20 protein-coding genes and 1 pseudogene are annotated in these 21,576 nt (G+C 65.9%); 9 read left to right on the top strand and 12 right to left on the bottom strand.

Going from position 1 to position 21,576, the window contains the following annotated elements; all coding sequences use genetic code 11:
• The 9 genes and pseudogenes from G8O24_RS44280 to G8O24_RS10985 all read left to right on the top strand — a co-directional run.
• Positions 1–124 (top strand): annotated as a pseudogene (locus G8O24_RS44280) (alpha/beta hydrolase); the annotation flags it as partial.
• A gap of 178 nt (positions 125–302) precedes the next feature.
• The gene (locus tag G8O24_RS10950) at positions 303–1,085 is read left to right on the top strand and encodes an IclR family transcriptional regulator (protein WP_188099036.1); all 783 of its coding nucleotides are present in this window, start codon (positions 303–305) and stop codon (positions 1,083–1,085) included.
• Positions 1,082–1,957 (top strand): ABC transporter permease, encoded by an 876-nt coding sequence (locus tag G8O24_RS10955; protein WP_188099038.1) that lies wholly within the window; start codon positions 1,082–1,084, stop codon positions 1,955–1,957. The genes G8O24_RS10950 and G8O24_RS10955 overlap by 4 nt, the downstream gene beginning before the upstream one ends.
• A gap of 8 nt (positions 1,958–1,965) precedes the next feature.
• Positions 1,966–2,832, top strand: a complete 867-nt coding sequence (locus tag G8O24_RS10960) for an ABC transporter permease (RefSeq protein WP_376708084.1) — start codon at positions 1,966–1,968, stop codon at positions 2,830–2,832.
• A gap of 23 nt (positions 2,833–2,855) precedes the next feature.
• Positions 2,856–3,920 carry an ABC transporter substrate-binding protein gene (locus tag G8O24_RS10965; protein WP_188099041.1) on the top strand — a complete coding sequence of 355 codons (1,065 nt, stop codon included), beginning with the start codon at positions 2,856–2,858 and terminating at the stop codon, positions 3,918–3,920.
• The gene (locus G8O24_RS10970; protein ID WP_188099043.1) at positions 3,917–4,987 is read left to right on the top strand and encodes an ABC transporter ATP-binding protein; all 1,071 of its coding nucleotides are present in this window, start codon (positions 3,917–3,919) and stop codon (positions 4,985–4,987) included. The genes G8O24_RS10965 and G8O24_RS10970 overlap by 4 nt, the downstream gene beginning before the upstream one ends.
• A gap of 5 nt (positions 4,988–4,992) precedes the next feature.
• A complete protein-coding gene (locus G8O24_RS10975) occupies positions 4,993–5,679 on the top strand; it encodes an AroM family protein (protein ID WP_188099045.1) in 687 nt (228 codons plus the stop codon).
• Positions 5,676–6,782: an S-methyl thiohydantoin desulfurase family protein gene (locus tag G8O24_RS10980; protein WP_188099047.1), complete on the top strand. Its 1,107-nt coding sequence runs from the start codon at positions 5,676–5,678 to the stop codon at positions 6,780–6,782. The genes G8O24_RS10975 and G8O24_RS10980 overlap by 4 nt, the downstream gene beginning before the upstream one ends.
• 6 nt (positions 6,783–6,788) lie before the next feature.
• Entirely contained in the window at positions 6,789–8,342 is a 1,554-nt protein-coding gene (locus G8O24_RS10985; protein WP_188099049.1) for a hydantoinase/oxoprolinase N-terminal domain-containing protein, read from the top strand.
• Between the two features lie 290 nt (positions 8,343–8,632).
• On the opposite strand, the gene G8O24_RS10990 is transcribed toward G8O24_RS10985, so the two are convergent.
• From G8O24_RS10990 to G8O24_RS11045, 12 genes are all read right to left on the bottom strand, one after another.
• Positions 8,633–9,082, bottom strand: a complete 450-nt coding sequence (locus G8O24_RS10990; protein ID WP_188099051.1) for a c-type cytochrome — start codon at positions 9,080–9,082, stop codon at positions 8,633–8,635.
• A 329-nt stretch (positions 9,083–9,411) separates the two neighbouring features.
• Positions 9,412–9,720: a GIY-YIG nuclease family protein gene (locus G8O24_RS10995; RefSeq protein WP_188099053.1), complete on the bottom strand. Its 309-nt coding sequence runs from the start codon at positions 9,718–9,720 to the stop codon at positions 9,412–9,414.
• Positions 9,721–9,904: 184 nt separating this feature from the next.
• Positions 9,905–11,398, bottom strand: a complete 1,494-nt coding sequence (locus G8O24_RS11000; RefSeq protein WP_188099055.1) for an ABC transporter substrate-binding protein — start codon at positions 11,396–11,398, stop codon at positions 9,905–9,907.
• A gap of 54 nt (positions 11,399–11,452) precedes the next feature.
• Positions 11,453–12,457, bottom strand: coding sequence for an ABC transporter ATP-binding protein (locus G8O24_RS11005; protein WP_188099057.1), 1,005 nt, complete (start codon positions 12,455–12,457; stop codon positions 11,453–11,455).
• A complete protein-coding gene (locus tag G8O24_RS11010) occupies positions 12,454–13,467 on the bottom strand; it encodes an ABC transporter ATP-binding protein (protein WP_188099059.1) in 1,014 nt (337 codons plus the stop codon). Before G8O24_RS11010 ends, G8O24_RS11005 begins: the two co-directional genes overlap by 4 nt.
• 2 nt (positions 13,468–13,469) lie before the next feature.
• Positions 13,470–14,363, bottom strand: a complete 894-nt coding sequence (locus tag G8O24_RS11015; protein WP_188099061.1) for an ABC transporter permease — start codon at positions 14,361–14,363, stop codon at positions 13,470–13,472.
• On the bottom strand, positions 14,360–15,310 hold the full coding sequence (locus tag G8O24_RS11020; RefSeq protein WP_188099063.1) for an ABC transporter permease: 951 nt from the start codon (positions 15,308–15,310) through the stop codon (positions 14,360–14,362). The genes G8O24_RS11015 and G8O24_RS11020 overlap by 4 nt, the downstream gene beginning before the upstream one ends.
• Positions 15,311–15,588: 278 nt before the next feature.
• A complete protein-coding gene (locus G8O24_RS11025) occupies positions 15,589–17,010 on the bottom strand; it encodes an amidase (RefSeq protein ID WP_188099065.1) in 1,422 nt (473 codons plus the stop codon).
• A 112-nt stretch (positions 17,011–17,122) separates the two neighbouring features.
• On the bottom strand, positions 17,123–18,058 hold the full coding sequence (locus tag G8O24_RS11030) for a carbohydrate kinase family protein (protein ID WP_188099067.1): 936 nt from the start codon (positions 18,056–18,058) through the stop codon (positions 17,123–17,125).
• A gap of 18 nt (positions 18,059–18,076) precedes the next feature.
• Entirely contained in the window at positions 18,077–19,723 is a 1,647-nt protein-coding gene (locus G8O24_RS11035; RefSeq protein WP_188099069.1) for an FGGY-family carbohydrate kinase, read from the bottom strand.
• Positions 19,724–19,762: 39 nt separating this feature from the next.
• Positions 19,763–20,536, bottom strand: a complete 774-nt coding sequence (locus tag G8O24_RS11040) for an SDR family NAD(P)-dependent oxidoreductase (protein ID WP_188099071.1) — start codon at positions 20,534–20,536, stop codon at positions 19,763–19,765.
• Between the two features lie 20 nt (positions 20,537–20,556).
• A complete protein-coding gene (locus G8O24_RS11045; RefSeq protein WP_188099073.1) occupies positions 20,557–21,564 on the bottom strand; it encodes an ABC transporter ATP-binding protein in 1,008 nt (335 codons plus the stop codon).
• Positions 21,565–21,576: the final 12 nt, after the last annotated feature.

Here is a 21,576-nt window from a genome sequence, read left to right on the forward strand (position 1 = left end):
GTTGCTATCGGCAGCGGACGCGAGCGTGGTCCACAAGGTCCTGCCGACAGGCCATCAGCTCTCGCAGGCCGATGTAACACTCGCCCGCGACTGGATCGGCAACGTCGCCGCCGAAGTGGCCTGATCCAAACGACCCGGCGCACCGGTTCTCCGGTGCGCCGCTTTCCTCAAACAAGCGACCTTCCGCCGCAGCTGCGCAATCGGGCGCCAGCTTGCGCGAAATTTCCGCTTGCCCGCTTCCGCGACAGACTTAAAATTTGGGACATAGTTCCGAAATATGGAACCTGCCCGGATCAGCCTGCATGAGCGCCCTGACGAACGCGATCGAGATTCTCCGCTGCTTCTCCAGCGCGCGGCCGGATCTGTCGTTCGCGGATGTGATGGCGCTCACCGGCAAGCCGAAGAGCTCGACCTCGCGGCTACTACGTTCCTTGCGAGACTGCGGCCTGCTCGAGCAGGATCCGCATACGCGCCGCTATCGGCCGGGCCTGCTCACCTTTGAACTCGGGCGGCTGCACCGCGCCCACGACGACCTCATCAGCATGGCCGAGCGCGAGCTGCGCGAGGTTTGCGCGCGCACCGGACACACCGGTTACATCGCCGTGCTCGACGGTTACGAGCAGGTCGTGCTCCGCATCGTGCCGGGCTCCAATCCGCTGCGCGTCGTCAATCCGCCAGGCCAGCGCACGCCAGCGCTCGCGACTTCGAACGGCCGCGCCATGCTGGCCCGCCTGTCGGACGAAGACATCCGCGCGCGCGTGCCCGCGACCTATCCAAAGCTGCCGCGCAACTCGCCACAGAATTTCAGGCAATTAATGGTGCGTCTCGACGAGATCCGCCGCACCGGCGTGTCGGAAGCGGCCGATGAATCGATCGAGGGCGTTGGTTCGCAAGGCTTTGCGCTGAAGAGCGGCGAGACCGGCGAGATGGTCGGAATCGCGGTGTCCTATTCAGTGCAGGCGACCACAGCCGCCGAGCGCGCCAACGTTCGGCGCGAACTCGCCGCGATGGCCGCGAAATTGCGACGACTGACCGGCGATCCGCTCGATCAGGACGCCGCCCACATCCGGACAGGGACGCGATGAGCAGCGTAGCCAGCCAACGCCCCAATGGCCTTGCGCTCTTCATCCTGCCGGGCGCGCTCCTGTTCGCCTCGTTCTTCTTCCTGCCGATCGGGCTGATGGCGCTGATGAGCGTGCTCACCGGCAATCCCGTGGTTATGCCGAAGGTCTCCTTCACCACGCGCCATTACGCCCGCATGATCGGCGATCCCTATTATCTCGAAGTGATCTGGACCACGATTCGGATCGGGCTCGTGACCACACTCGTCGCGCTGCTGATCGGCTATCCGCTGGCACATTGGATGGCACGGATCAAGAGCCGCACCGGGCATGCGCTACTGCTGATGGCGGTGCTGGCGCCGATGCTGACCGGGATCGTGGTGCGGACCTTTGCTTGGATGACGCTGCTGTCCGACAAGGGCGTGGTCAACCAGACCCTGATGTCGCTTGGACTCATCGCTCAGCCGCTGAAGCTGATGTACACCGAAACCGGAATCGTTGTCGGTCTCGTCCACATCTATGTGCCTTTCATGGTGCTGACGCTCACCGGCGTGATCGGCCGCATTGACGAGAGGCTGGAGCAGGCTGCGGAAAATCTCGGCGCCAGCCCGTTGCGCGCCTTCCTCGAGGTGACGCTGCCGCTCAGCCTGCCCGGCATCCTCGCGGGCTCGCTGCTGGTATTCGCGCTGGCGATCAGCGCCTATGTCACGCCGATCCTGCTCGGCGGCTTCCAAATTATGACGCTGCCGATCCTGATCTATCAGCAGATCTCCGCGAACTTCAACGTCGGCTTCGCGGCGGCGCTCGGCATCGTGCTGCTCGTGATCTCGCTTCTGCTCGTCATCGCCTATAACCGCGCACTCGGCCTCGTCTCTGGCCAACGCGAATTGCAGTGAGGCCGATGATGCAGACCTCGGCCTCGCATAGTCCCTCACTCCCGACGGCCCGGCAAACGACGTCTGTGCGGATGCCCGGGCCGGCCAGGCATTACGGCCGCTACCTCTACCTCGCGCTCAACGCCGCGATCCTGATCTTCCTGCTGGCGCCGATCGCGATCGTCGTCGTGTTCGCGCTGAACCCCACGCCGTTCATCCAGTTTCCTCCGGTCGGCGTCTCCTTGCGCTGGTTCGAGAAATTCTTCGCCTCGCGCGATTTCATGCAGGCGCTCGGCTTCAGCCTGGAAGTCGCCGTGCTCACCACGCTGTCGGCAACCGTGCTCGGCGCTTCGGCCGCCCTGGCGCTCGCGCGCGGCAACCTGCCGGGCACGCGGCTGATTGTGGCGACCATGCTCTCGCCCTTGATGCTGCCGGCGATCCTTACGGGCCTCGCGCTGTTCCAGACCTACGTGCTGCTCGATGTGGGACGGCCGACCTGGGGCCTGGTTGCCGGCCACACGCTGGTGACGCTCCCTTACGTGGTGCGGACCACGCTCGCCGTGCTGCATAATTTCGATACGCGCCTGGAGGAAGCCGCACAAAATCTCGGCGCGAGCCCGCTGCGCACCTTCTTCGAAGTGACGCTGCCACTGATCAAGCCTGGCGTCATGGCCGGCGCGATATTCGCTTTCATCGTCTCCTTCGACCAGTTTCCGGTATCGCTATTCCTGGTCTCGCCGGGCAACGAGACGCTTCCAGTGACGCTGTTCAACTATCTCAAGTTCGATCTGGACGGCACCATCGGCGCGGCTTCGGTGGTGTCGATCGTGCTCGCCTTCGTTGTCGTCATCGGGCTCGACCGCACGGTCGGCCTGCGCTCCTACGTCAAATTGTAACGCACACCCGAAGGAATCGACACATGATGAAAGCTCTGGGATCGTCACGGCTCAGCCGCCGCCGCTTTCTGATCGCAAGCGCCTCGCTCGGCGTCGGCACCATTGCCGCTCCTTACGTCGCTCGCGCCGACGATCCGACGCTGCGCATCACCGGCTGGGGCGGCAAGTGGGGCGAGGTCATGAAGGCCGAGATCGGACCCGCCTTCGAGAGCGAGTTCAAGTGCAAGCTCCAGATTGACTCCGCCTTCCCTTATCTGCCGAAACTGCAAGCGAGCTCGCGCTCGGCGCCGATCTACGACGTGCTGCACACCAACTCCAACGAGCAGTGGGCGGCCGCCGAGATGGGTCTGGTCGAGCCGAAGATCGATCCCAACCTGGTGCCGAACCTCGCCGACGTCTATCCCTACGCGGTCAGCGACAAGATCGTCGGCGTCTCGATCTTCACCAGTGCCATCGGCCTCGGCCTTCGCACCGACAAGGGCTATGGCCCCATCACCTCCTGGAAGGAGCTGTGGGACGCGAAATACAACGGCGTCCGCGGCGGCTATGTCATTCCCGTCAACAGTCTCGGCCAAGCCTTCCTGATGATGTGCGGTACGCTGTTCGGCAAGGGCCAGACCGATCTCGACGCAGCCTATGCCGCACTCGAGAAGCTGAAACCGATCAAGATCGTCGATTTCACCGGCGCGATGGAGAAGATGCTGCTGTCGGGCGAAGTCAGCCTCTGCGTCATCCACGATTCCGGCATCTACCGCTATGACGGCCAGAACCAGCCGACCGATTTCGTCTCGCCGAGCGAAGGCGTGCTGTCGCTGGAGCAGGTCCTGACCATCACGCCCGGCAGCAAGATGAAGGAGCTCGCCAACGCCTATGTGAACTATATGCTGCGTCCGGAGGTGCAGAAGCGCCTTGCGGAGACCGTGTGGTACTCGCCGGCCAACAAAAAGGTGAAGCTCGACGCCAAGTACGACGCCAAGCTGCTGACCACGCCGGAGAAGGTCTCGAAGCTGATCCAGGTCGATTGGAAATGGTACAATGAGCGCAAGGACGAGATCGACCAGCGCGTCAACCGGATCTTCCGCGCATGAGCGCCTCGATCGAGATCGCCGGCGTCAGCAAGGTCTATGACGGCGGCGTCCGGGCGGTGGACACGGTCGCGATGGATATTCGGCAGGGCGAATTCTTCTCCCTGCTTGGTCCGTCCGGCTGCGGCAAAACCACGACGCTGCGCATGATCGCCGGCTTCGAGACACCGAGCGCCGGCGCGATCCGGGTCGACGGCGCCGACATCACCCATGTGCCCGCGCACAAGCGCGACATGGGCATGGTGTTCCAGAACTACGCGCTGTTCCCGCACCGGACCGTCGCCGAAAACGTCGCCTTTGGTCTGCGCATGCGCGGGCTCGACAAGACGACCATCGCCGCCAAGGTGAAGGCGGCCCTCGCCATGGTCGAGCTCTCCGGCCTGGAAGACCGCCGGCCTGCGCAACTCTCGGGCGGACAGCAGCAGCGCGTGGCGCTTGCCCGCGCCATCGTCATCGCCCCCCGCGTTCTGCTGTGCGACGAGCCGTTAGGCGCCCTCGACAAGAAGCTGCGCCAGCAGATGCAGTTTGAGCTCAAGCAACTTCAAAAGAAGCTCGGCCTCACCCTGGTCTTCGTCACCCATGATCAGGAAGAAGCGCTCGCCATGTCCGACCGCATCGCCGTGATGAACGGCGGTCGTGTCGAGCAGGTCGGAACGCCGACCGAGATCTACGACCAACCGAAGACGCGCTTCGTCGCGGACTTCATCGGGGACACCAACATCTTTCGTGGCGAGCGCGTCGGCCCGAACCTGGACGTCGGCAAGAATTTGATCCTGGCCTTGCCGGCCACCGAGGCGCAAGGTGCCGCCGTTCTCTCGGTTGCGCTGCGGCCCGAGAAGATTCGACTCACGCTGCGCGCTGACGTCGCCGGCGCGGCCGGAAGTTCCGTCCACGGCATGGTCGAGAACACCAACTTCCTCGGCGGTGCCGTACTTTACCGGGTCACGCTCGAGGGCGGCCATCGCGTCCTCGTGCAGCAGCCCAATGCAGGCACGACCCACCTGTTCGTCCCCGGCAACGGTGTCACGCTCGAATGGACGCCGGCCGATCTCGTCGTGTTGAAGGACTAGGCCAGATGAATATGCCATTGAAGCACCAGCGCATCGGAGTGGTCGTGATCGGCCAGAGTCCGCGCCCCACCGTTGCGGCCGAGATCGCCGCCGTGCTGTCGCCGGGCATTCAGATCGAGCTCCGCGGCGCACTCGACGGCATGAGCCGCGCCGAGATCGATGCGATCCCGCCGATGGACGGCTACGACACGCTGTTCACGCTGCTGCCGAACGGCGACGGCGTCACCATCAGCAAGAAGGAAGTCGAGCGGCGCGCGAGCCAGCAGATCACCCGCTTCAAGCACGAGGGCGTCGGCGTGACGCTGATGGCCTGCACGGGCAAATTCCCCAATCTTGCTGCCGACGGTCTCGTCATCCTACCCTCGGCCGTTCTGCACAACCTCGTCGAGGCCGTGCTGCCGAAGGGCCGGCTCGGGGTGTTCTCGCCTTTGCCCGAGCAGACCGCACTGATCGACAAGAAATGGCAGCGCGACGGTGTGGAGGTCGTCGGCATCACACTGCGTCCCGGCTCCGGCGACGCCACGGTGGACGAGGCCGCGCGCACGATGGCGGACCTCGAGCCCGCTCTCGTGGTGATGGATTGCATCAGCTACTCCAGCGCCAACAAGGCGCGCGTGCGCAAGGCCTATCCGGGTCCCGTGATCCTCGGCATCGCTGCCGCGGCCCGCATCGTCGAGGAGCTGGTGTCGTGAGCACGGTGGAATTGAAGACGATCAGCCTCGACGAGATCGAAGCACTTGCGGTCGGTGCCTGGATCCTCGGCACCGGCGGCGGCGGAAGTCCGTATCTCGGCCTGCTCAACCTGCGCCGGCTCTACGCCGAAGGCCACCTCGTGCAATTGATGTCGCCGCTCGATCTCGACGACGAGGACTGGGTCGCGGTGGTCTCCAACATGGGCGCGCCGCTGGTCGGACAAGAACGCCTCGCCGACAGCCGCAACATCGCGCGCGCCGTGCGCATGCAGGAAGAGATCAACAATATCAAGTTCCGCGCGGTGATGTCGGTGGAGATCGGCGGCGGCAACGGCGTGCAGGCGCTGATGGCGGCTGCGCATCTCGGCATCCCGGTGGTCGACGCCGACTGCATGGGCCGCGCCTTCCCCGAGGCGCAGATGACCTCGGTCGCGATTGGGGACTTACGTCCGTACCCTTGCACGCTGTACGATCCTCGCGGCATCGAGGCCGTGGTGACGAAGGTACCCACCTGGAAGTGGATGGAACGGGCGAGCCGCAAGATTTGCGTCGAGATGGGCTCGATCGCCTCGACCAGCAAGGCGCCGCGCACGGGGCGCGAGGTCAAGGACTGGGGCATCCACTTCACCACCACCAAGGCTATCCGCATCGGCCGCGCCGTGCAGGAGGCCAAGCGCCGCCACGAAGACCCGATCGCGGCGCTGCTCGGAACCGAGGGCGGCAAGAAGCTCTTCACCGGCAAGATCGTCGACGTCGCCCGGCGCACCACCGAAGGCTTCCTGCGCGGCATCGCGATGGTCGACGGCAGCGATGCCGATCGCGGCACCAAGCTCAAGCTCTCGTTCCAGAACGAATGGATCGTGGCCTGGCGCGATGAGGAGGCGATCGCGACCTCGCCCGATCTGATCTGCGTGCTCGACAGCGTCAACGGTCACGGCATCGGCACGGAGACTATCCGCTATGGCCAGCGCGTCACCGTCGTCGCCCTGCCTGCCCCGCCGGTGCTGACGTCTCCCCGCGGCCTCGAATTCGTCGGCCCGCGCGCCTTCGGCTACGATCTCGATTTCCATTCCCTCTTCTCGTCCGCAGCAGCCGGAGCTTAAGATCCCATGAAGCGTATTGGCATCGATGTCGGCGGCACCAACACGGACGCCGTGCTGATCGTCGACGAGAAGGTCGTCCATTCCGTCAAGCGGCCGACCACGGCCGACGTCACCTCGGGCATCCTCGATGCGCTGAAGGCGCTGCGCGCCGAGCCGACCGCGGCCGTCAAGGTCGACGCGGTCGTGATCGGCACAACGCATTTTATCAACGCCGTGGTGCAGCGCCGCCACGTGCAGAAGATCGGCGCGATCCGCATCGGCATGCCCGCGAGCGCCTCACTGCCGCCGTTCTGCGACTGGCCGACGGATCTCGCATCCCTCGTCAACGGCTCGATCTTCATGCTGGAGGGCGGCCACGATTACGACGGCCGACCGTTCATGCCGCTCGACGTTGCCGGCCTCAAGAGCGCCGCGCGCAAGATCAAGGATGCGGGCCTGCGTTCGGTCGCGGTGTGCTCGAGCTTCTCGCCGCTCGATCCCTCCTGCGAGACCACCGCGCGGGAGATCCTCGCGGACATCTGCCCCGACGTCGCGGTGACGCTGTCGCACGATCTCGGCCGCATCGGCCTGCTCGAGCGCGAGAATGCCGCCCTGCTCAACGCCTCGCTGCACGATCTCGCCGTCACCACGGTCGCGGCCTTCCGCAAGGCGATCGCCGACAGCGGCGTCGATGCACCGCTGTTCCTGACCCAGAACGACGGCACGGTGATGCAGGCGGAGATCGCCACCGCCTTCCCGGTGATGAGCTTTGCCTCCGGCGCCACCAATTCCATGCGCGGCGCCGCGCACCTCTCCGGCCTCGATGACGCCATGGTCGTCGATGTCGGCGGCACCACCAGCGACATCGGCCAGTTGCGTCACGGCTTCCCGCGTGAGGCGAATGCCGTGGTCGAGGTCGGCGGCGTGCGCACGCTGTTCCGGATGCCCGACCTGCTCTCGATCGGCCTCGGCGGCGGCAGCCATGTCGACGAGGATCCGGTACACGTCGGCCCGCTCAGCGTCGGCTATCGCCTGACCTCGGACGCGCTGGTGTTCGGCGGCGCGCGCCTCACGGCGACCGACGTCGCGGTCGCCGCCGGCCTGATCGACATCGGCGACCGCTCGCGCGTCGCGAACCTGCCGAAGCGCCTGGTCGAGGGCGCGCTGCGCGATGCATGGCGCAAGCTGGAAGAGGACATCGACCGCATGAAGACCGAAGCCGGCGACGTGCCGCTGCTCGCGGTCGGCGGCGGCGCCTTCCTGGTGCCCGATCGCCTTCCCGGCATTTCCGAGATCGTGCGCGTGCCGCATGGCGACTGCGCCAATGCGGTGGGTGCTGCGATCGCGCAGGTCTCCGGCGAGGCCGACCAGGTGTTCCGCGACCTCAGCCGCGAGGATGCGATCGCGGCTGCGCGCGACATCGCCGCCGACCGCGCGGTCCAGGCAGGCGCCGCGCGCGACAGCCTCAAGACCGTCGACGTCGAGGACATGCCGATCGCCTATCTGCCCGGCAACGCACTCCGCGTCCGCGTGCGCGTCGCAGGAGCGATCGCCGATCCGGATCTACCCGCGGCGGCCTAGGCCTCCGCCAAAATCCGAAAACAACCCCATGCACAGTAGCCGGGGAGTAGGAAAATCAACGGTTTGCCCCCGGCCAAACCGCAACCCCGCGAAGGCGCCCGTATCGGCCGGCCCGGCTGCCCTCTCCGCAAGCCGAGCACACAACCCGTTTGACTCGTCGGGCAAAACAGGAGCATACTGCCATCTTCTGAAAATCCGTATACCGGCATCATTCCGCCGGCCCGCAAAGCTCGACACATTTGCCGCGCGTCGGAGCGCGAGCCGGCATCGTGGTCGGTGCTCGTCGGTTGCTATTTCTGTTGAATGCGATTCAGATAATCGATGACAGCGAGGATGCGCGTTCGCACGACAATTTCCGGATTTTGCTCCGGTCCGGCCTTTTGCCAATAATAGGGATCGACGGAGTGCGGCAAATTGACGATGGGGTTGAAGCGTTCCCCCCATATCGGCATTTCACGCGTGCCGTGAGCGACAACGGGCTTCGAACCATAGATGGTTTCATAGACGGCATTCGTTGGAAAAACGCCGTTGTTGGTCTTGGCCAGGATCGTCAAATCGGCAGGCGGCACCTTGAGCTGCTCGCTGACGGGCCCTTTGCCCTTTCCATCCGCGCCATGACAGCTTGCGCACGAGGACAGGAATTCCGACTTGCCGATATCGATGTTTTCGGCCTGAGCCGCGCCGGCAAACCCGGCGACAAGTCCGGCAATCATCAATCCCTTCAGGCACGAGATCATCATGGCTGCGCCCCGTTTTCGGCTGAGCCTTGTTAGCAGCCCCGGTCGGGTTCGGTTTGACGCAGGTCAACGACCTCTGGGGCGTAGGATCTGCCCTGGCGTTCGCTGATGCCCACGACGTCATCCCTCGAGGCTCCCGGCGCACCTCAGGATGACGGCAGCGTGCTTGTGGTCAATATGATGAAACAACCTTGAGTACGCCGCCGAATCCGCCTTCAAGACCGGCGCCACGACTTCTCATCCCGTCATCCTGAGGCGCGAGCCCGGCGGCGCGGCTGCGCTGCCGGGCGAGCCTCGAAGGATGAACGGCCGAGATCCCGCCGGACGCACGCTTACTTCTTCAACTTAGGCGCTCCCGCGCGCCTGCGCGCGAGCAGGCTCACCGATTTCCAATCCGAACGAATGAGCGCCTCCTTCTTGGCACGGCTCCATCCCTTGAGCTGTCGCTCGGCCGTAATGCCGTCGGTGATCCGCTCGAAATACTCCGACCACACGAGCACGACCGGGCGTCTCGAATAGGTGTATCCCGGATAAGCGCCGGCATTGTGCTGATCGACCCGCTTGGATGTATCCTCGCCGGTGGCGCTTCCAATGTAGAAGGAGCCATCGGCACAGCGCAGCATATAGACATAGATGCCCACGACGTCATCCTTCGAGGCTCCCCGCACGGTGCTTTGCACCGCGCGGCTGCGCTGACGGGCGAGCCTCGAAGGATGAACGGCCGAGATGCTGCCGGGCCGTCGCCCCTCGAGGCTCCCGGCGCGATGCTTTGCATCGCGCCATTCGCACCTCGGGATGACGGTGACGTTCCGTGTCCGTCCGAAGCTACTCCCAGGACCAGGCCGAGAGGTCGTTCTCGAATTGCGGGACTTCCTTCCAGACGCCTTTCAGCTTCTTGCTGACGACCGTGGGCCATTGCGGCTGGAACAGGAAGCCGGCCACCGCGTCGGTTGCCAGCATCTTCTGGGCGTCGCCGAGCAGCTTGGCCCGGCCGGCCTCGTCCGGCGTCGACACGATCTGCTTGTAGAGCGCGTTGAAGGCCTCGCTGTTGTAGCCGAGATAGAAATCCGGCTCGGTCAGCTTGACGAGATCGAACGGCTCGACATGGGAGACGATGGTGAGGTCGTAATTGTGCGGCCCGTTCGGCGCGAAGGCCTGCGACAGCCACTGCGCCCACTCGACGTTCTCGATCTTGGCGGTGATGCCGACCTTGGCGAGCTGCGCTGCGACGATCTCGCCGCCCTGCCGTGCGTAAGGCGGCGGCGGCAGCTTCAGGCTGAGTTCGAGCGGCGTGGTGACGCCGGCCTCCGTCAGCAGCTTCTTCGCCTTCTCGGGATCGTAAGGGTTGATGGCGGTGGTGTCGACATAGCCGAGCGATCCCGGCGTGTAGAAGCTGCCGATCGGCGTGCCGAAACCTTCGACGGAGCCGTCGATCAGGGCCTTGCGGTCGATCGCGGCGAGGATCGCGCGGCGCACTCTGACGTCATCGAGCGGCTTCTTCTTTTCGTTGATGGCCAGAATGGTCTTGGCCTTCGAGCCTCCGATCAGCACGGTAAAGCGGGGATCGGCCTTGAACTGGGCGACGACGCGGGTCGCGATGCGCGGAAATGCGTCGACGTCGCCCGAGAGCAGCGCCGCCGCCTGGGCCGCAGGATCGGAGATGAAGCGGATCGTCACCTTGGACAGCTTGATCGCAGAGGCGTTGCGATAGTCGGCCCATTTGTTCAGCGTAATCGAGGAGCCCTTGGCCCAGGCGCCGAGCTGATAGGGGCCGGTGCCGACCGGCTGCGTGACATTGGTCGCGGCGCTCTTCGGCTCGACGATCGAGGCGCTTGCCTGCCCCAACAGGAACGGCAGGTTCGGCTCGGAATTCTTCAGCGTGATGGCGACCGTGTCCGCGTCGGGCGCCTCGACCTTCTCGAACGCCTGGAACAGGCTCTTGTCCTTGTTGGTGCTGTTCGCGGCCGCGTTGCGCTCGAACGAGAACTTCACCGCGGCGGCATCGAACGCCTCGCCGTTCTGGAATTTGACGCCCTTGCGCAGCTTGAAGGTATAGGTCTTCAGGTCAGGCGACGCCGTCCAGCTCTCGGCCAAGAGCGGCGAGACCGAGCCATCCTCGTTGATCTTGGTCAGGGTCTCATAGATGTTGTAGAGCGTCACCTCGGCGATCGCCGCGGCCGCGGCGTTGGTGGGATCGAGCCCCGGCGGCTCCAGCGTCATGCCCATGACGACGCTGTCCTTCTTTCCCTGCGCCAGCACCGGCAGCGGCGCCGCCGCCAATGCAGCGGCAAAAGCGACGATCGATAGCTTCTTCAACATGCCCAACTCCCGGCCTTCTCTGTTCTTCAGCCTACGCCAATCTCGCGGCGGACACTAACCTTCCAGGGCCGCCTGCGGCAATGCCATCACCGCCTCCGCCTTGTGGCAGGCGGCGAGATGCCCCTCACCCACCCTGCCTAGCAAGGGCGGGACCTCGCGGCAATGCTGGTCGGCGAGCGGACAGCGCGCGACATAGGGGCACCCGCTGGCGGCCGCCGATTGCGAGGCGATCGCCTGGGCTCCGCGCCGGCGCCGGCTACCGCCGGCGCGCGCCCGCGGCACCGCATCCAGCAGCGCCCGCGTATAGGGATGGGCGCAGCGCTCGAACAAATCCTCCGGCCGCCCCTGTTCGACGACCCGGCCGAGATACATCACCGCGACCTCGTCGCAGAGATAATCGACGACGGCGAGGTCGTGGCTGATCAGGATGTAGCTGAGGCCGAACTGCTCCTGGAGGTCCTGCATCAAATTGAGCACCTGGGCCTGTACGGAGACGTCGAGCGCGGAGACCGGCTCGTCCGCGACGATCAGTTTCGGCTGGGTGATCAGCGCACGCGCGATCGCGATGCGCTGGCGCTGCCCGCCGGAAAACTCGTGCGGATATTTGTCCATGTCCGCTTCGCGCAAGCCGACCTGCTTCAGCACGGCGGCGACGCGGGCGCGGAATGTGGTGCGGTCGGCATCGTCAAGCACGGTGAGCGGCTCGGCGACGATGCGGGCAATGGTCTGGCGCGGGTCGAGCGATCCGTAAGGGTCCTGGAACACCATCTGGAAATCGCGCCGGGCGCGGCGCAATTCGTCCGGAGAGATGCGGTTGAGATCGCGGCCGAGCAGCGTGACCTCGCCCGCCGTCGGCCGCTCCAGCGCCATCACCACCCGCGCAAAGGTGGACTTGCCCGAGCCGGATTCGCCGACGATGCCGAGGCTCTTGCCGGCCTCGACCTGCACGCTGACGCCGTTCAGCGCCCGCACCTGGCCGGGCGGACGGAACAGGCTTTCGCGCGGCAGCGTATAACGCTGCTCGAGATTCCTGACGTCGAGAAGAGGTGCTGCGCTCATGCGGGTAGCGCTCCGACATTCGCAGCCATGGAGACATCGGTCCTGATGCAGCGCACGACATGGCCGGGACCAACGTCGACCATCGGCGGAAGCGCGGTGCGGCACTCGTCGATCACCAGCGGACACCGATCGGCGAACGTACAACCCATCGGCAGATCGGCGAGCTCCGGCACGGTGCCGGAGATCGTCTTGAGACGCGTTCCCTTGCGCGCGCCGAGCTTCGGCCGGGCGCGAAACAGGCCTTGCGTATAGGGATGGCCCATGCGGCGGAAGACCTCGTCGGTCGGCCCGCTCTCGACGACGGTGCCGCCATACATCACCATCATGCGCTGCACGTTCTCGGCGATGACGCCGAGATCGTGCGAGATCAGGATCATCGACATGCCGCGCTCCTCGACGAGGTCTGCGATGAGATCGAGGATCTGGCCCTGAATGGTGACGTCGAGCGCGGTGGTCGGCTCGTCCGCGATCAACAGGTCCGGCTCGCAGGCGAGCGCCATGGCGATGGTGACGCGCTGGCGCTGGCCGCCGGAGAACTGATGCGGATAGGCGTCGACGCGCCTGGCCGGATCGGGCAGCCCGACACGGTCGAGCAAGGCGATCGCCTCTCTCCGCGCCTGCGCGGCGGAATATTTCTTGTGACGCCGCAGCGGCTCGGCGACCTGATGGCCGATCGTGTGCATCGGGTTCAGCGCCGTCATCGGCTCCTGAAAGATCATGCTGATGCGGTTGCCGCGCAGCTTACAATAATCCGCGTCCGGGAGCCGCGCGAGCTGGCGCCCATCGAGCCTGACGCTGCCGGTGACGATTGCGCTGTCGGGCAACAGGCCCATCAGCGACAGCGCCGTCACCGATTTGCCGCAGCCGGACTCGCCGACGAGCCCGAGCGTCTCGCCGCGCTTCAGCGCAAAGCTGACGTCGCGCACGGCCTGCGCCGGGCCGCGGCTGGTGTTGAGACGGACGCCGAGATTGTCGACCTCGATCAGCGGCATGGTGGCGGGATCAGCCATCGTCATCGCTCCCGCGCCAGTCGGGGATCGAGCAGATCGCGCAGGCCGTCGCCGAGCAGATTGAGGCCAAGCACGGCGATCGCGATCGCCGCGCCCGGATAGACCGCGAGCGTCGGCGACTGGAACAGCAGGGTCTGCGCATCGTTCAGCATGCGGCCCCAAGACGGCTGCGGCGGCTGGGTGCCGAGGCCCAGATAGGACAGCGCGGCTTCGGCGAGGATCGCGAGCGCGAACTGGATGGTCGCCTGCACGATCAGGATCGACAGGATGTTCGGCAGGACGTGCTCGACGGTGATGCGGAAGGCGCCCTTCCCCGAGGCGCGCGCCGCCAGCACGAATTCGCGCGCCCAGATCGCGTTGGCCGAGCCACGCGTCAGCCGGGTCAAGGTCGGGATCTGGAAAATGCCGATCGCGATGATTGAGGTCACCATGCCGGGCCCCGCGACCGCGGCGAGCATGATGGCCGAGAGCACGGCGGGAAAGGCGAAGGTGAAGTCGGAGAAGCGCATGATGATCTCTTCGGTCCAACCCCGCTTGGCCGAGGCGATCAGGCCGAGGCAGACGCCGAAGGAAAGACCGATGCTGACAGCGATGATACCGACCAGGATGGTCGAGCGCGCACCCGCGAGCAGCAGCGAGACGATATCGCGGCCGAAGGAATCGGTGCCGAGCCAGTGCGCCGCCGACGGCGGCTGAAGTTTCGAGGCGATATCGATCTCGGCGGGCGGCCACGGCGTCCACACCAGCGAGAGCAGCGCCGAGGCGACCACCAGCAGGCTGAGCGCGCCGCCCAGCACGAAGCTGCGATGGCGCAGCGCACGGCCCCAGAACGTGCGGGCGGGCAGGAATCGCGTTGCGACCGGCGCGTCGTCAGGCGTGGAAAGCTGCGCGCTCACAGGTCATGCACCTTGATGCGGGGATCGATGAAGGCGTAGAGCACGTCGACCACGAAATTGACGATGACGACCATGGCGGCCAGCAGCATCACGCAATTGCGCACCACGATCAGGTCGCGGTTGGCGATCGACTGGAAGATCAGGCGGCCGAGGCCGGGCAGATAGAACACGTTCTCGATCACGATGGTGCCGGCCAGCAGATTGGCGAATTGCAGGCCCATCACCGTCATGACGGGGATCATGGCATTGCGCAGCACGTGGCTCCACAGCACTTCTCGCCTGCCGAGCCCCTTTGCGCGCGCGGTGCGGACGAAATCCTCGCGCAGAACCTCGAGCACGGCCGACCGCGTCACACGGGCGAGGATCGCCGCCTGCACCACCGCAAGCGAGATCGACGGCAGCAGCAGTGATTTGATGCCTGGCCAGATCCCGTCATCCCAACCGGCGAAGCCGCCCGCGGACAGCCATTGCAGCCGCACGGCGAACAGCAGAACCAGGAGAATGGCGAACCAGAAATTCGGCAGCGCGATGCCAATTTGCGTCAGCGACATCACGCCGACATCGCCGAGCTTGTTGTGGTTGGCCGCGGTGTAGATGCCGGCCGAGAGCGCCAGCACCACGGTGATCAGCATCGACATGATCGCCAGCGGAATGGTCAGCACCAGCCGCTCCGCGATCAGGCTCGCGACCGGCGTGCCGTAGACATAGGAATTGCCGAGGTCGCCGACGAGGAGCCCCTTGATCCATTGCAGATAGCGGACCGCCAGCGGCTGGTCCAGCCCGAGCTTGACGGTGAGCGCACGGACCGCGTCGGCCGAGGCATCGGCGCCCATCAGCATCTGCGCCGCATTGCCCGGCAGCGCATCCAGCACCAGGAAAATGATCACGGACGCGCCGACCAGCGTCGCCAGCAATGTCAGGACACGTCGGAGGACAAATACGCTCATGCGCGATCGGTTTCAGGGCTCATCGGCGGCACGAACACCATGTCCGGACGTCCGATGCAAGCCCTTTGCGAGCGCAGCGCCCCTCCATAACCGTCACCCCGCGCAACGGCAAAGCCGTTGTCGCTGGAGGTGCGCGCCCTTCGGCGCGGCGCGCCGCAGGGCAAGCCTCGAAGGGCGACGGCCCGGCTGCATCTCGGCCGTTCATCCTTCGAGGCTCCCCATGGGACGCGTTGCGTCCCATGCCTCGCACCTCAGGATGACGGGACTGCAAGCTGTCATCAGTCCGGTCGACGGGCCAAGAGATCAGCCGAAGCCTCAAACAGCGCGCTGACGCGCAGCAATTCCGCATCGGCCCGGAAGCGGCCGACGAGCTGGAGCCCGATCGGCAGCCCGTCGCGGGCAAAGCCGCAGGGCAGACTGATCGCGGGATGGCCGGTCATGTTGAACGGCATGGTCCAGGGAAACCAGTGCGGGCGGACGCTGTCAAAGCGCTGGCCGTCGATGTCGATGGTGCCGAACAGGTCCTGGTCGATCGGCAGGGCGGTGCGGGTGATGGTCGGCATCGCCAGCAAGTGCCCGCGCGCAAGCAGGGATTGCACGCGACGAAACAACGTCGTGCGCGCGAACATCGCCTCCTGATAGTCAACGCCGCTGACATTGCTCGCGAGTGCGATCTGCTTGATGAAGGCCTCACTGAGGACCTCGCGATGCTCGGCCACCAGCTTCGAAAAACGCGAGCGCCAGACGGTGTGATTGATGGCGCGCCAGATCGGCTCGACGTCGTAGCCCTCGCCGGAGAACTCCTCGAGCTCGGCGCCGAGGCTTGCGAGCCGGTCGAGGCTCGCCTTGAAGGCCGTGGCGACGTCTGCTGACACCGGGCGTCCCGGCGGCGAGGCGCAGAACAGGATCTTTTGGCCGCGCAGATCGCCCCGCGGCACGGCGGTGCCGATGAAGTCGGGCACTGGCATGCCGATCGACCAGGGATCACTGGCATCCTCGCCTGCCATCGCCTGCATCATCAAGGCGGTGTCGGCGACGGTGCGCGTGGTCGGCGTGACATAGGTCTGATTGCCGAATGCATCGAGCGCCTGGCTGTGTGCGATCACGCCGTTGCTCTGCTTCAGGCCAACGACACCGTTGCAGGCGGCGGGAATTCGCGTCGAGCCGCCGCCGTCGGTCGCGATCGCCAGCGGCGCGATGCCGCTCGCCACCGCCACGGCCGCGCCGCCGCTGGAGCCGCCGGAGGAACGCCGCGCGTCCCAAGCGTTGCAGGTGCGGCCGAACAGCGGGGAATCGGTCAGGCACTTGCTGCCGAATTCCGGCGTCGTGGTCTTGCCGATCAGGATCGCGCCTTCGCTGCGCAGCTTTGCGACTGCAACGGCATCCTCGGTGGGGACGTTGTCCTTGTAGGGAACGGCGCCGAAGGTGGTCTTGACGCCGGCGGTGTTGACGATGTCCTTGACCGTGACAGGCAGGCCATGCAGCAGGCCAAGCGGCTCGCCCGACATCACCTTGCGCTCGGCCTCGCGGGCCGCTGCCATCGCCTCATCGCCGCAGATCGTGATGAAGCAATTCAGCCTTGGCTGCAGCGCCTCGGCGCGCTCGAGCACGGCGCTGGTGAGCTCGACCGGCGAGACCGTCTTGTCAGCAATGCGTTCGCGCAGTTCGGTCGCGGAGAGGAAACAGAGGTCGTTGCTCATACTGATAGGCTCGCGTCAGGACGCGCAGACCTTGCCAGCAGGCAGCCGACCTGTCCATTTCAGCTGGCGCATGGCCACCGCCCGCCGTGAACATCGCGCCGCGCCAGCCGGACTACCAGCTCCAGCTGACCTCATGGCTCCAGGGCGGATCGGCGCCCGGGCGGGTGCAGGTGAGGCCGGCGCAATTGGCGGCAAAGGACAGCGCGCGGCGGAGCTCGTCGGTGCTGATGTCCCTGAGCTGCTGCCGCGCGAGGCAGCCCTGCTTGTGCAGAGCGAACAGCAGCGCGGCCTGAAAGCTGTCGCCGGCGCCGATGGTGTCGGCGACCGCGACTTTTGGCGCCTGGACCTCGATCTGGCCTGCCTTCGCGTGCCAGGCGATGGCGCCGTTGTTGCCGCGGGTGATGACGACGAGGCTTGGCCCCTGCGCCAAGAGCGCATGCGCGCGCTGCTGATATGGCTCTTCGCCGAAGAGATAAGCGAAATCGACATCGGACATCTTAATGAGATCGGCGTCGCCGGCGAACTCCGCCATGCGCGCGAGATAGGCCGGCTTGTCCTTGACGAGGTTGGGCCGGCAGTTCGGATCGAAGGAGATCGTCGACGACGCCTTCGCGTCGGCGACCAGGGCCCTGGTCTCGGCCGCGCCCTGGTCGTTGACCAGCGTGGTCGAGCCGACATGGATGGCCTCGACCGCATCAAACGCGATGGTGCCGCGCCGAAACGTCCAGTGCCGCGTCGCGGTCTCGGCGTCGTAGAAGGCGTAATGCGATTCGCCGGCGACGATGCGGACGAAGGCGAGCGTGGTCTGGTGGTCGCTGCGGGTGGCAAGGCCCAGCTCGACATGCGAGGCGGCGGCGTGGTCGGCGATCATGCGCCCGAACATGTCGGTCGAGATGCCGCCGACAAAGCCGGTCGCCGCGCCGAGCCGCGCGATGCCGATCGCAACGTTGAGGCAGGAGCCGCCGACGGCCGGCATCACCGCTTCGCGGCCGTCAGCGGTTTTCGTCGGCACGAAATCGATCAGCGCATCGCCGCAGGAAATCAGCATGTCCCTCAACGTGTCCTTCTAGCTTTTGGCGATGTCGGCCATCGCCGCCCGGCTGCCGCGATCGACCTCACGCAGCAGCTTGTAGACCTCGCGCTTGCGTTTGTGAAACGCGGACATGTCGGGCGCGGTCGGCTCGCTCTTGCGTCCGAGCGCCGACATCTTCGCCATGGTTTCGCCGATCGAGACACAGGCCCCGCCGGCGACGGCACCCAGCATCGCCGCGCCCAGCAGCACCGGCTCCCTGGTCTGCGGCAGCGCCACGGTGAGACCGGTCGTATCCGCCATGATCTGCCGTACCAGAGGACTACGGCTGGCGCCGCCGCCCATGATCATGCTGCCCGCATGCACGCCCTGCGCGGCAAAGGCTTCGATCACCTCGGCAAGCCCGTAGGCGAGGCCGCAGAGGCCGGCGACGAACAACCGCTCCATCGCGCCGACGTCGGTGTCGAGATCGAGCCCTGCGATCACCGCGCGGGTGTCAGGATCGGCATGGGGCGAGCGGTTGCCGATGAATTCGGGGAGCACGTGCACGTCGCGGGCGAGCAGTGCTGCGCGGCTGGCATCGCCGGCGCGCGCAATGATGCGGCGCTCGAGGAATTCGATGAGGTCGACGCCCTCGCGACGCGCTGCCGCGCTCGCCTCGGCATGGCCCGGGTGTGACTTGAGAAGATGGTCGATCGCCGCGCCCGCGGCCGACTGGCCGCCCTCGTTGAGCCAGAAATCCGGCACCATGCCGGAATAATAGGGACCCCAGACGCCCGGCACGAAGCACGGCTCCTTCGTCGTCGCCATGATGCAGGCCGACGTTCCCATGATATAGGCGAGGCGATCGGTGACGTCGGTCGTCCCGCCCGATCCGTCACGCCCGCCGATCGCGCCGATGCCGCCGGCATGGGCGTCGATCAAGGACGCGCCGACGGGCGTGCCGGCGGACAGGCCGAGATCGCCGGCAGCCGTGCGGGTGAGACCGGCGCCGAGCCGCGTGCCGGGCGCCACGATCTCGGTGCCGATGCGGGCGTATTTTTCGCCGACGAAGTCGGACAGGCCGATGCGTTTGAAGAACGGCGCGCTCCAGCCGCCGCCGTCATGGGCGAGATAGTTCCATTTGCAGGTGACGGTGCAGGTCGAGCGCTGCAGCGATCCGGTGGCACGCCAGGTCAGATAGTCCGCCAGATCGAAGAAATGCCCCGCGGCATCGAAGCTCGCGCGCAGGTGACGCTTGAGCCACAACAGCTTCGGCATCTGCATCTCCGGTGAGATCGAGCCGCCGACATAGCGCAGCACGGCATCCTCGGTCTCGTTGATCAGCCGCGCCTCGGCGATGGCGCGATGGTCCATCCAGACGATGACGTTGCGCTGCGCCTCGCCGGAGGCGCTGACGGTGAGCGGCTCGCCCTTGAAGTCGAGCACCACCAGGGAACAGGTCGCATCAAAACCGATACCGCCGACCTGATCGGGCGCAATGGCCGCTTCCGCCATCGCCGCGCGGACCGATGTGACGCAGGCCTGCCAGATGTCCTCGGACGATTGCTCGACGATGTCGCCGGCCTCGTGCCAGATCCGGATCGGATGCCTGGCGGTCGCAAGCAGCGTTCCCGCCTCGTCAAACACCCCTGCCCGCGTGCTCGTGGTCCCCACGTCGACGCCGATATACGCTCGCGGCATTGTCGCTCCCGGAAGCTCTCGCCAGTTTTGACGGCGAGCCTACCAGCAAGTGTAGCCGCCATCCACCAGCACGATGCTGCCGGTCATCAGGCTCGCGGCCTCCGAGGCCAGGAACAGCACGACCGAGGCAATCTCCTCGACCTGCCCCATCCGGCCCATCGGGGTTCCACCGATCCAGGCATCGTACATTTTCGGGGTGCTTTTGACGAAGGCGTTGAGCGGCGTGTCGATATAGGTCGGCGCCACCGCATTGACGCGGATGCCGCGCGCGCCCCATTCGGCGGCCAGCGACTTGGTCAGATGGTGCACGCCGGCCTTGGAGGCATTGTAGAAGCACTGCTCCTGCGGCTTGTTGACGATGAAACCGGACATCGAGCCGACATTGACGATGGCGCCGCTCTTGGCGCTCAGCATGTGCTTGCCGAACTCGCGGCAGCACCAGAAGGTGCCGTTGAGGTTGACGTCAATGACATTGAGCCAGTGCTCGTCGGTCACGGTCTCGGCCGGCGTCTCGCTGCGGGCAATGCCGGCATTGTTGACGAGGATGTCGACCTTGCCGTGGCGGGCGACGAGATCATTGGCGACCTCCGCCACACGCCTGGTGTCGGTGACGTCCATGATCGCGGTCTCGATGTCGTAGCCTTTCGCCTTCAGGCCGGCCTTGGCGTCGCCGGCGACCTTGCTGTCGCGGTCGCCGATGATGACCTTGGCGCCGGCCTCGGCCAGCGCTTCGGCGCAGGCAAGCCCGATGCCCTGCCCGCCGCCGGTGATGAACGCGGTCTTGCCGCTCAGCTTGAATTTTTCCAGGTACATGGTCTCATTCCCGTTTCTTGTCAGTTCCGAAGCGCGTTCCCGCTCTGGTCGAAGCGGTGAATGCGCGCGGGGTCCGGCACCAGCGACACGCGGTCACCGGCATGCAGGCTCAATTCGCCGATGTAGCGCGCGGTCAGCATCCCGAGCGGCCCGGCATCGACGTAGAGAAAAGTATCGCTGCCGAGATGCTCGGCAACGGCGATCGTGCCCTGCCAGCCGCCGCCGCCGTCGCGCTCGATCTTGAGATGCTCCGGCCGCACGCCGATCGTGGCTGCGCCCTTCTGCGCGGCGCTCTCGCCTGTCACGAAGTTCATCTTGGGCGAGCCGATGAAGCCGGCGACGAATAGGTTGGCGGGCCGCTCGTAGAGCTGCAGCGGCGAGCCATATTGCTCGATCTTGCCGCCGTTGAGCACGACGATCTTGTCGGCCATGGTCATGGCCTCGACCTGGTCGTGGGTGACGTAGATCGCGGTGGTGCCGAGCTGCTTCTGCAGCCGCGTCACCTCGATGCGCATCTGCACCCGCAACGCCGCGTCGAGATTGGACAGCGGCTCGTCGAACAGGAACGCCTTGGGTTCGCGGACGATCGCCCGCCCGATCGCAACGCGCTGGCGCTGGCCGCCGGAGAGCTCGCGCGGCTTGCGCTCGAGATACGGCGTCAGGTTCAGCGTAGCCGCGGCCGCCTCGACCTTGCGGTTGATCTCGTCCTTCGCCAGGCCCGCCATCTTCAGGCCGAAGCCGATATTGCCGCGCACGCTCATATGCGGATAGAGCGCGTAGGACTGGAACACCATCGACAGGCCGCGCTTGGCCGGCGGCGTGTCGACGACGTTCTTGCCGTCGATCAGGATGGCGCCGCCGGTGACGTCCTCGAGCCCCGCGATCAGCCGCAACAGCGTGGTCTTGCCGCAGCCGGAGGGACCGACGAACACGACGAATGAGCCGTCGGCGATGTCGAGGTCGGCACCCTTGATGATGTGCACGGGGCCGAAGGATTTCTGCACGCCTTGAAGTGTGATCTGACCCATGATCCGGCAGCC

This window comes from Bradyrhizobium campsiandrae (genome assembly GCF_014529705.1).
In the GTDB taxonomy this organism is placed as follows: Bacteria; Pseudomonadota; Alphaproteobacteria; order Rhizobiales; family Xanthobacteraceae; genus Bradyrhizobium; species Bradyrhizobium campsiandrae.

What these genes read in the sequence shown, in the direction of transcription:
- G8O24_RS10950 (WP_188099036.1), top strand. Translation starts at nt 303, where the DNA reads ATGAGCGCCCTGACGAACGCGATCGAGATTCTCCGCTGCTTCTCCAGC.
- G8O24_RS10955 (WP_188099038.1), top strand. Translation starts at nt 1,082, where the DNA reads ATGAGCAGCGTAGCCAGCCAACGCCCCAATGGCCTTGCGCTCTTCATC.
- G8O24_RS10960 (WP_376708084.1), top strand. Translation starts at nt 1,966, where the DNA reads ATGCAGACCTCGGCCTCGCATAGTCCCTCACTCCCGACGGCCCGGCAA.
- G8O24_RS10965 (WP_188099041.1), top strand. Translation starts at nt 2,856, where the DNA reads ATGATGAAAGCTCTGGGATCGTCACGGCTCAGCCGCCGCCGCTTTCTG.
- G8O24_RS10970 (WP_188099043.1), top strand. Translation starts at nt 3,917, where the DNA reads ATGAGCGCCTCGATCGAGATCGCCGGCGTCAGCAAGGTCTATGACGGC.
- G8O24_RS10975 (WP_188099045.1), top strand. Translation starts at nt 4,993, where the DNA reads ATGAATATGCCATTGAAGCACCAGCGCATCGGAGTGGTCGTGATCGGC.
- G8O24_RS10985 (WP_188099049.1), top strand. Translation starts at nt 6,789, where the DNA reads ATGAAGCGTATTGGCATCGATGTCGGCGGCACCAACACGGACGCCGTG.
- G8O24_RS10990 (WP_188099051.1), bottom strand. Translation starts at nt 9,082, where the DNA reads ATGATGATCTCGTGCCTGAAGGGATTGATGATTGCCGGACTTGTCGCC.
- G8O24_RS11000 (WP_188099055.1), bottom strand. Translation starts at nt 11,398, where the DNA reads ATGTTGAAGAAGCTATCGATCGTCGCTTTTGCCGCTGCATTGGCGGCG.
- G8O24_RS11005 (WP_188099057.1), bottom strand. Translation starts at nt 12,457, where the DNA reads ATGAGCGCAGCACCTCTTCTCGACGTCAGGAATCTCGAGCAGCGTTAT.
- G8O24_RS11010 (WP_188099059.1), bottom strand. Translation starts at nt 13,467, where the DNA reads ATGGCTGATCCCGCCACCATGCCGCTGATCGAGGTCGACAATCTCGGC.
- G8O24_RS11020 (WP_188099063.1), bottom strand. Translation starts at nt 15,310, where the DNA reads ATGAGCGTATTTGTCCTCCGACGTGTCCTGACATTGCTGGCGACGCTG.
- G8O24_RS11025 (WP_188099065.1), bottom strand. Translation starts at nt 17,010, where the DNA reads ATGAGCAACGACCTCTGTTTCCTCTCCGCGACCGAACTGCGCGAACGC.
- G8O24_RS11030 (WP_188099067.1), bottom strand. Translation starts at nt 18,058, where the DNA reads ATGCTGATTTCCTGCGGCGATGCGCTGATCGATTTCGTGCCGACGAAA.
- G8O24_RS11035 (WP_188099069.1), bottom strand. Translation starts at nt 19,723, where the DNA reads ATGCCGCGAGCGTATATCGGCGTCGACGTGGGGACCACGAGCACGCGG.
- G8O24_RS11040 (WP_188099071.1), bottom strand. Translation starts at nt 20,536, where the DNA reads ATGTACCTGGAAAAATTCAAGCTGAGCGGCAAGACCGCGTTCATCACC.
- G8O24_RS11045 (WP_188099073.1), bottom strand. Translation starts at nt 21,564, where the DNA reads ATGGGTCAGATCACACTTCAAGGCGTGCAGAAATCCTTCGGCCCCGTG.